General features: G+C 76.9%; 1 protein-coding gene. It reads right to left on the reverse strand.

Annotated features, from left to right (window positions below):
* Window positions 1-17: 17 nt before the first annotated feature.
* Window positions 18-10,169, reverse strand: coding sequence for a type I polyketide synthase (locus FHX31_RS17870; protein WP_184976817.1), 10,152 nt, complete (start codon window positions 10,167-10,169; stop codon window positions 18-20).
* Between the last annotated feature and the right edge of the window lie 349 nt (window positions 10,170-10,518).

A 10,518-nucleotide genomic window follows, 5' to 3' on the forward strand; every position in this document is an offset into this window, starting at 1 on the left:
GTGTGCGACATGCCGGATCAGGCCGAGCCGAACTCTTCGTCCAGCAGGCTGAAGATCTCCTCGGCGGAGGCCGACTCGAGGCTGGCGCCCTCGTCGGCGGCGGAGTCCGCACCGGACTCGGTGTAGGTCCACAGGGAGAGCAGTTCACGCAGCCGGGCGCCGACGGCGGCCCGGTCGGTGTCGGCAGAGGCCACCGCCCGCATGGCGTGCTCCAGCTTGTTCAGCTCGCCGAGCACCGTCAGCGCGGAGGTGCTCCGCTCCGCCAGCAGCGCGCCCCGCAGGTACTCGACCAGCGCGGCCGTGGTCGGCCGGTCGTAGATCAGCGTGGACGGCAGCCGCAGCCCGGTGGCGGCGTTGAGCCGGTTGCGGAACTCGACGGCGGTCAGCGAGTCGAAGCCCAGCTCGACGAAGCCGCGCTCGGCGTCGATCGAGCGGATCGACGCGTAGCCGAGGACCGCGGCGGCGTGGGTGCGGACCAGATCGGAGAGCACCTGGTCGCGGTCGGCCTCCGCCGTGGCGGCGAGGGTCTCCCGCAGCGCCTCGGCCGGATCGCGTTCGGCGGCCCGTACCGCGCCGGTCGTCGCCGGCCGCACCAGCGACCGCAGCACGGGCGGGACCGCCGCCGGTCCGTGCCGGCCGATCAACGCGAGGTCCAGGTTGACCGGTACGACCACCGGCTCGGCGAAGCGCAGGGCCTCGCTGAACAGGTCCATGCCCTCCTCGGCGCCGAGCGGCACGAAGCCGCCCCGGTTCATCCGGGCCTCGTCGACGTGCCCGGTCCGTCCGTCGCCGGTGTCGTTGACCCACGGGCCCCAGGCCAGCGAGAGCGCCGGGAGTCCCCGGTCGCGCCGGTGCTGGGCGAGGGCGTCGAGGAAACAGTTCGCCGCCGCATGGTTGGCCTGCCCGGGGCCGCCGAACAGGCCGGCCGCCGAGGAGAAGAGCACGAACGCGGCCAGGTCCAGCTTCTCGGTCAGCTCGTGCAGGTGCCACGCCGCGTCGACCTTGGGACGCAGCACGGCGTCGAAGCGCTCCGGGGTGAGCGCGGGCAGGACGCCGTCGTCGAGTACCCCGGCGGCGTGCACCACGCCGGTCAGCGGCTGGTCGGCGGGGAGCTCATCGACCAGCAGGGCGAGCGCATCGCGGTCGGTGACGTCGCAGGCGGCCACCCGGGCGGTGGCACCCAGCCCGGCCAGGTCGTCGACCAGCGCGGCGACGCCCGGTGCGTCCGCCCCGCTGCGGCTGACCAGCAGCAGGTGCCGTACGTCGTGGCGGGTGACGAGCCGCCGTGCCACGAGCCGCCCGAGCAGACCGGTCGCCCCGGTCACCAGGACGGTGCCGGCGGCCAGGTCGGGGCCCGGCGCGTCGGCCGGGGGCGGGCCGAGCCGGGTCAGCCGGGGCACCCGGAGCTGCCCGGCACGTACGGCGAGCTGGGGTTCGCCCGTGGCGAGAGCGGCCGGCAGCAGCGCGGCGGCCGGGGCGTCGTCGTCGACGTCGAGGAGCACGATCCGGTCGGGGTTCTCCGACTGGGCCGAGCGCAGCAGGCCCCAGGCGGTGGCGGCCGGCACGTCGGCGATCCGCTCGTCCGGGTCGACCCGGACCGCGCCGCAGGTGACCACCACCAGCCGGGCGGCGGTGAGGGACTCCTCGGCGAGCCACTGCTGGGCCAGCGCGAGCATCCGGTGGGCGACCCGGTGCGCCTGGGCGGCCGGGTGTGGCTCGCCGGCGGCGGTTCCGGCGCAGGTCACCACCACCGCGTCGGGTGCGGCGGCACCAGCGCGTACGTCGGCGACGAGCGTCGACAGGTCCGGGTGCCGGTCGGCGCCGGGCCAGTCGTCGCCGAGGGCGACGAGCCGGGACGTGCCGTCGGCGCGGCCGGTGGCGGGGGCGACCCAGTCGAGGCGGTGCAGGGACCGGCTGGCCGAGCGGCGGGCGGCGCTGAGCTGCTCGCCGGAGATGGGCCGCAGGACCAGACCGTCGACGGAGGCGACCGGGGTCGCGCCCGTGTCGGTCACGGTCAGGGCCACGGAGCCGGCGTCGGTGGCGCGCAGCCGGATCCGCAGTTCGCGGGCGCGGGTGGGTCGGATGGTCACGCCCGACCAGGTGAACGGCAGGCCCGGGCGGATGTCGGGGCCGCCCTCGGTGCCCGACGCGCCACCGGCGGGGTCGCCGGCCGTGGCGTCGGTGGCGCCGTCCGTGGCGCTGGCGCCGATGGCGTGCAGCGCCGCGTCCATCAGGGCCGGGTGCACGGAGAAGGCCGTGGTGTCGGTGGACGCGTCGGCGTCCAGGGCGACCTCGGCGAGGATGTCCCGGCCCGAGCGCCAGGCGGCGCGCAGCGCCCGGAAGGTGGGGCCGTAGTGGTAGCCCTGGGCGGCGAGCCGGGCGTAGAGCCCGTCGAGGGCGATCGGCTCGGCGTCGGCGGGCGGCCACACGGCGGCCGGCACGGGGTCCGGGTCGACGGTGTCGGCGAGCTGGCCGGAGGCGTGCCGCTGCCAGGCCCGGGAACCGTCGGGTCCGGTGTCGTCGTCGCGCCGGGTGTGGACGGCGACGGGCCGGTGCCCGGTCTCGTCCGGCGGGCCGACGCGGACCCGCAGGTCGATTCCTCCCTCGGTGGGGATCGCCAGCGGCGCCTCCAGGTTCAGCTCGGCGACGGTCGCCGCGCCGGCCTGCCGGCCGGTCCAGGACGCCAGCTCCACAAGCGCCGTCCCGGGCAGCAGCACCGTGCCCAGCACGGCGTGGTCGGCCAGCCAGGGGTGGGTGGCGAGGGTGATCCGGCCGGTGAACAGCAGGCCCTCGTCGCCGGGCAGGTCGGCCACCGCGCTGAGCAGCGGGTGGTCGACCACGTCGAGGCCCACGGCGGGCAGGACCGAGCGGTGCGCGCCGGTGCGCTCCAGCCAGAAGCGGTTCCGGTCGAAGGCGTACGTGGGCAGGTCGACGGGCTCGGCCTCGGGCAGCAGCCGGCGGTGGTCCACCGCCAGGCCGAGAGTGTGCGCGGTGGCGAGGCCGGTCAGCAGCCGGGTGGCGGCGTCGTCCGACCCGGCGAGGGTCTCCAGGACGTGGCCGGTGACGCCGGTCGCGTCGAGGACGGCGGCGACCCGGTCGGTCAGCGCCGGCTCCGGCGAGACCTCCACGAATGTCACGTGTCCGGCCGCGACGGCGGCGCGCAGGGCGGCGTCGAGCCGCTCCGGTCCCCCGGCGATATCGGCCGGGCGGTCGGCGCCGGAGGCGGTCGGCGCCGCTCCGAGGCCGGCCGGGTCGGCACCGGGGCCCGCCCGGTCGACACCAAGGCCGGTCAGGTCGGCCCAGTGGTCGACACCGAGGCGGGCCGAATCGGCCCAGTCGCCGGTGAACGTGGAGGCCAGCCGGGCGGTCCCCGGCTGCGGGGCGAGCCCCGCGAGGGCGGCACGGAGGCCGTCGGGGTCCAGGTGGCCGGCGGCGGCGCGGGCCCGCAACGCCACCGTGCGGGCGGCGTCGGGCAGGGACAGCAGGCCCGCCACGTACGCGGCCACGACCTCGCCGTCGCCGGTGCCGACGACAGCGGCGGGGGTGACGCCGGCGTGCCGCCAGACGGCGGCGAGCGCCACCCCGACGGCGAACAGCACGGGCCGGGCCAGCTCCGGCCGCTCGCCCCAGGAGGCGTCCGCGCCGGTGAGCAGGGCGGCCGGATCGACGTCGACCCAGGGCGCGAGGGCCTGCCGGCACTCGGCGAGGGTGTCGTCGAAGACCGGGCAGCGGCCCACCAGTGCGGCCACCGCCCCCGCCGGGGTGGCGCCCGGGAAGACGAACACCGGGCCCGCGCCGTGGTTGGCGACGGTGCCGGTCACGACGTTGCCGGCCGGGGTGCCGGCGGCGAGCGCGTCCAGGCCGGCCAGCAGCTCGCCGGGGGTCGCGCCGAGCACGGCGGCGCGCCGGTCGAACGCCGAGCGGGTCGCGGCGAGCGACCAGCCGACCGCCGCCGGGGCGAGGCCGGGGTGCGCGCGAAGGTGCCGGGCCAGCCGGGACGCCTGCGCGGCCAGGGCCGAGGTGGAGCGGGCCGAGACGGGCCAGGCCACCACGTCGGCGGTGAGCAGCCCGGCGGCGCGTTCCCCCTCCGCAGCGGCTGCGGGCGGCATCGGTGCGTCGACCGGCTCGGCGTCGGCGGGCGCGTCGGCGGGCGCGTCGGTGGGCAGCTCGACGACCACGTGGGCGTTCGTGCCGGAGATGCCGAACGAGGAGACCGCCGCGCGGCGGGGCCGGTCGACGGCCGGCCACGGCCGGGACCGGGTCACCAGTTCCACGTCGCCGGCCGACCAGTCGATGTGCGGCGACGGCTCGTCCACGTGCAGCGTCGCCGGTACGGTCCCCTCCCGCATCGCCAGCACCACCTTGATCACGCCGGCCACACCGGCGGCGGCCTGCGCGTGGCCCATGTTCGACTTGACCGAGCCCAGCAGCAGCGGGCCGGCGTCGCCCCGGTCCTGCCCGTACGTCGCCAGCAGCGCCTGCGCCTCGATCGGGTCACCGAGGACGGTGCCGGTGCCGTGCGCCTCGACGACGTCCACGTCGGTGACCGCCAGCCCGGCGCCGGCCAGCGCCTGCCGGATCACCCGCTGCTGGGAGGGGCCGTTGGGGGCGGTCAGGCCGTTCGACGCGCCGTCGGAGTTGACGGCGGAGCCGCGGACGACGGCGAGGACGCGGCGGCCCTGCCGCCGGGCGTCGGAGAGCCGCTGCACGAGCAGCATGCCGACGCCCTCGGACCAGCCGGTGCCGTCCGCCGTCGCGGCGAAGGACTTGCACCGCCCGTCGGAGGCGAGGCCGCCCTGGCGGGAGAACTCCTGGAACGCCGTCGGGGTGGCCATCACGGCCACGCCGCCGGCCAGCGCCAGGTCGCACTCGCCGCGCCGCAGCGCCGCCCCGGCGAGGTGCAGCGCCACCAGCGACGAGGAGCAGGCGGTGTCGACGGTGACGGCGGGGCCCTCCAGCCCGAGGGCGTACGCGACCCGGCCGGAGATGACGCTGTGCGCGGCGCCCGTCATCAGGTAGCCCTCGACGCCCTCGGGGACCTCGGTCAGGCCCGTGCCGTAGCCGGAGGTGGAAGCGCCCACGAAGACGCCCGTACGGCTGCCGCGCAGCGACGCGGGGTCCACCCCGGCCCGCTCCAGTGCCTCCCAGGACGTCTCCAGGGTGAGCCGCTGCTGCGGGTCCATGGCGAGGGCCTCGCGGGGCGAGATCTCGAAGAAGGCGGGGTCGAAGTCCGCCACGTCGTGGAGGAAGCCGCCCGCCGGCGGGTGCGTCCCCTCGGCCGGCTCGGGTATCTCCCAGCCCCGGTCGGTGGGGAACGGCGAGATGGCGTCCACGCCGTCGGCGACGAGCCGCCAGAACGCCTCCGGCCCGTCGACGCCGCCGGGGTAGCGGCAGGCCATGCCGACGATCGCGACGGGCTCGTCGGCATCGACGACGACGGTCTGCGGGGCGGCGGCCGGGGCGGCGCCGGAGACCAGCTCGCGCAGGTGCGCGGCCAGCTCGGCGGGGGTCGGGTAGTCGAAGACCAGTGTGGTGGGCAGCCGCAGGCCGGTGGCCGCGTTCAGCCGTCCCCGGAAGTCCACGGCGGTCAGGGAGTCGAAGCCGAGGTCCTTGAACGGGCGGCCGCGCAGCTCGTCAGGGGTGGCGTGGCCCAGCACCGCCGCGGTCTGCTCGTTGACCAGGCGCAGCAGCTCCCGCTCCTGCTCCGCGGCCGGGAGCGCCGCGAGGTGGCGCAGTGGCGCGGCGACCCCGTCCGCCTCCGTGGCGGCTTCCTCCTCGGCGACGAGCGCCCGCACCTGCGGCAGGTCGCCGAGGAACGGGCTGGGCCGGGCCACTGTGAACGCGGGGTGGAACCGGCTCCAGTCGACGTCGGCGACGGTCACGCAGGGCGTGGGCCGGCGCAGCGCCCGGTCGAGGGCGACGAGCGCCTTCTCCGGGTCGACGGGCGGCAGGCCCATCCGGTTGAGCTGCTCGGTGGCGACGTTCTCGGCGGCCATGCCGTGCGCGCCGCCCCAGGCCGTCCAGGACACGGCGGTGGCCGGCAGGCCCCGGTCGCGCCGGTTCACGGCCAGGGCGTCCAGCAGCGAGTTGCCGGCGCCGTACGCGCACTGCCCGGCGCTGCCCCACACGCCGGAGATGGAGGAGAACATGACGAACGCGGCGAGGTCGCGCTCGGCGAGGCAGGCGTCGAGGTGCAGGGCGCCGAGCACCTTGCCCGCGACGACGTGGGAGAACTCGTCGAGGGTGGTGTCGATGATCGGGGTGAGCTGGTCGGTGCCGGCGGCGTGCACGACCGCCGTCAGGTCGGGCAGCGAGCCGACCAGGTCCGCCACGGACCGCCGGTCGGTGACGTCGCAGGTGGCGGCGGTGACCCGCCCGTCGGCGCCGTACCGGTCGAGCAGGTCCGCCACGGCGGGGGCGGCGGCGCCCCGGCGGCTGGCCAGGACCACCCGCCCGGCGCCGCGGTCGAGCAGCCAGCGGGTGACGTGGCCGCCGAGGGCGCCGGTGCCGCCGGTGACCAGGACGGCGCCGGACCACCAGTCGCCGGCGGGGTTCTCGTCGGTCGTCGGCGGGGCCGGCGTGAGCCTCCGGGCCCAGGTTCCGCCGGGGCGCACGGCCACCTGGTCCTCGCCGCCGTGGCCGGCCAGCACGGCGGCGAGCCGCCGGGTGATGGCGGCGTCGACGGTGGCCGGCACGTCGACCAGGCCGCCCCAGCGGTGCGGTTGCTCGACGGCCGCCGCGCGGCCGAGGCCCCAGACCTCGGTCTGCAGCGGGTGCGCGACCCGGTCGCCCGGGGCCGCCGCCACCGCGCCGCTGGTGACGCACCACAGCGGCGCCACCAGGTCCAGGTCGGTCATCGCCTGGACGAGGGCGAGGGTGCCGGCGGCGGCGAGGGTCACGCCGGGGTGCTCGGGCAGCAGCCGGTCCTGGCCGGCGACGACGGCGAGCACGCCGTCGACACCGCGGTCGCCGGTCAGCATCCGGAGCCGGGCGGCGAGCGCCGCGCGGTCCAGGTCCGCGGCGCCGACGCGCAGCACCAGCGGCTCGGCGTCGCCGAAGAGCCCGGCCAGGCCGTCGGCCCACGCCGGCGCGTCCTCGGCGGGCAGCACAACCAGCCAGCGGCCCGCCGGGGCGTCGCCGTCCTCGACCGGCACGGGCTGCCAGCTCACCTGGTACGACCACCCGTCCACGAGGGAGCGTTCCCGCCGGGACCGGCGCCAGGAGGACAGCGCGGGCAGGGCCGGCAGCAGCGCCCGTACCTGCTCGTCGTCGCCCAGCTCGCCGCGCAGCGTGTCGACGTCCGCCTGCTCCAGGGCGGTCCAGAACTCGTCGTCGCCGTCGGAGGACGCGGTGCCGGGGCCGGCGGGCGGCGGCTCGGGCCAGAAGCGCCGGCGGCGGAAGGCGTACCCGGGCAGCGGCACCCGCGCGGTGTCGGCTCCCGCGTACAGCCTCGTCCAGGCGACCTCCACCCCGCCGACGTGCAGCTCGGCGAGGGCGGTGAGCGCCGACGTGGACTCGGGGCGGTCGCGGCGCAGCAGCGCCACGGCGGAGGTCTCGTCGTCGGCCAGGACGTCGCGGGTCAGCGCGGTGAGCACTCCGCTGGGGCCGACCTCCAGGAACGTACGCACGCCCAGGGCGCGTAGCTGCTCGACGCCGTCGGCGAAGCGGACCGCCTCCCGCACGTGCCGCACCCAGTACTCGGCGGTGCGGATCTCGTCGGGGTCGGCGACGGCGCCGGTCAGGTTCGACACGATCGGCAGCGCCGGCGGGTGCAGCTCCAGCCGGCGCACCACGGCGGCGAACTCGGCGAGCATCGGTTCCATCAGCGGGCTGTGGAAGGCGTGGCTGACCCGCAGCGGCCTGGTGCGTACGCCCTGGTCGGCCCAGCGGCGTTCGAGTTCCTCGACGGCGTCGGCGGCGCCGGAGACGACGACGGCGGTGGGCCCGTTGACGGCGGCCACGGCGACCCGGTCCTCGACGTCGGCCAGAGCGGACCGGACGGCGTCGGCGGGGAGCTGGACGGCCAGCATCGCGCCGCCGGCCGGCAGGGCCTGCATCAGCCGGCCCCGGGCGGCCACCAACGTGGCGGCGTCGGGCAGCGACAGCACGCCGGCCGCGTGCGCGGCGGAGAGCTCGCCGATCGAGTGGCCGAGCAGCACGTCCGGGACGACCCCCCAGCTCTCCAGGAGCCGGAACAGCGCGGCCTCGACGGCGAACAGACCGGCCTGGGTGTAGAGGGTCTGGTTGAGCAGCCCGGCCGCCTCGTCGCCCTCGGGCGCGAAGAGCACCGGGGCGAGCGGGCGGGGCAGGTGCCGGTCCAGCTCGGCGCAGACCTCGGCCAGTGCCCGGTCGAAGACGGGGAACGCGGCGGCCAGCTCGCGGCCCATGCCGCTGCGCTGCGCGCCCTGGCCGGAGAAGAGGAACGCGAGCTTGCCGCCGCGCGGACCTGCGCCGGTGACCAGGCCCGGGGCGTCGCCGCCGGTGGCCAGCGCGCGCAGGGCGGCGGCCAGGTCGGTGCGGTCGGTGGCGAGCAGCACGGCGCGGTGCTCCAGGCCGGCCCGGGTGCTCGCCGACGACCAGCCGACGTCGGTCAGCCGCAGCCCGGGGCGGTCGTCGAGCCAGTCGGCCCAGCGGGTGGCCTGCGCGGTCAGGGATCCGGCGTCGCGGGCGGAGACCAGCACCGGCACGAGGCCGGCCCCGTCGACCGGGGCGGTGCCGGGCGCCGTGACCGGGTCGGTCGCGGGGGCGGAGCCGTCCGGGGCGTCCGCCGGGGCCGGATCGGCGGCGGGTGCCTCCTCGATGATCACGTGGGCGTTGGTGCCGCTCATGCCGAAGGAGGAGATGCCGGCGCGGCGGGGCCGATCCCCGGCGGGCCACGGCCGCGGCTCGGTGGCCAGCGCGACCGCGCCGGCCGTCCAGTCCACGTTGGGGGTGGGCTCGTCGACGTGCAGGGTGGCGGGCACGGTGTCGTGCCGCAACGCCATCACCATCTTGATCACGCCGGCCACGCCGGCGGCGGCCTGGGTGTGGCCGATGTTCGACTTGACCGAGCCGAGCCAGAGCGGTTGGTCGGCCGGCCGGCCCTGCCCGTACGTCGACAGCAGCGCCTGCGCCTCGATCGGGTCGCCGAGGGTGGTGCCGGTGCCGTGCGCCTCCACGACGTCGACCTGCTCGGGCGCGAGCCGGGCGCTGGCCAGCGCCTGGAGCACTACCCGCTGCTGGGACGGGCCGTTGGGGGCGGTCAGGCCGTTGCTCGCGCCGTCGGAGTTGACGGCGCTGCCGCGTACGACCGCGAGCACGGGGTGGCCGTTGCGGCGGGCGTCGGAGAGCCGCTCGACGAGCAGCAGGCCGGCCCCCTCGCCCCAGGCGGTGCCGTCGGCGGCGGCGGCGAACGACTTGACCCGGCCGTCCAGGGCCAGGCCGCGCTGGCGGCTGAAGCCGATGAACGCGGACGGGGTGGACATGACGGTGGCGCCGCCGGCCAGCGCCAGGGTGCACTCGCCCTGCCGCAGCGCCTGGCAGGCCAGGTGCAGCGCGACCAGCGACGACGAGCAGGCGGTGTCGACGGTGACGGCGGGCCCCTCGATGCCGAGCGCGTACGAGATCCGGCCGGACACGACGCTGGCCGCGGTGCCGGTGAGGATGTAGCCCTCGGTGCCGGGTGGCGGCTGCTGAAGCAGCCCCACGTAGTCCTGGCCGGTGGTGCTGGCGAACACCCCGACCTGGTGGCCTCGCAGCGTCGAGGGGTCGATGCCGGCGTGCTCGAACGCCTCCCACGAGGTCTCCAGCAGCAGCCGCTGCTGGGGGTCCATGGCCAGCGCCTCGCGCGGCGAGATGCCGAAGAACGCGGCGTCGAACTCGGTAGCGGAGTCGACGAAGCCGCCCTCGGCGACGTACGACGTGCCGGGATGGTCGGGGTCCGGGTGGAACAGCCGCGCCAGGTCCCAGCCGCGGTCGGCGGGGAACGCGGAGTAGGCGTCGCGGCGGGACTCGACGAGTTCCCACAGCTCCTCGGGCGAGCCCACCCCGCCCGGGAATCGGCAGGCCATGCCGACGATGGCGATCGGCTCGCGGCTGGCCGCCTCAAGCTCGCCGAGCTTCCTCCGGGTCTGGTGAAGGTCCGCCGTCACCCATTTCAGGTACTCCCGGAGCGTATCTTCAGTCGCCATTGACGCCACCTCTTCGGGTCGGAGAGAAACAGCGACCCAATACCGTCCACGGACGCCACAAGCCGCGAAGATCCAAACCCATTCAGCCGACCACGAATTGCCAGACAAAATGGCGTTTCAGCCCCCCACCAGGTCTTACGCGCCGGACGAAAGGTAATTGTCGCCGGACGGCGGTCACAACCCCTAGCGTGCCCCTACGGGTGCCCCTAGGTGGCGGGGGCGCAGGCTGGGCCGACCCGCCCTGCGAGCGGTGCGGCGCACCGCCCTCGCGGGGTGCGGCCGGGCGAGTGCGCGGACCCGCCCGGCCCGGCGTGTCACGACCGCCGACAACGGTCGTACGACACCATTT

This window comes from Micromonospora sp. CNZ286 (assembly GCF_014207755.1).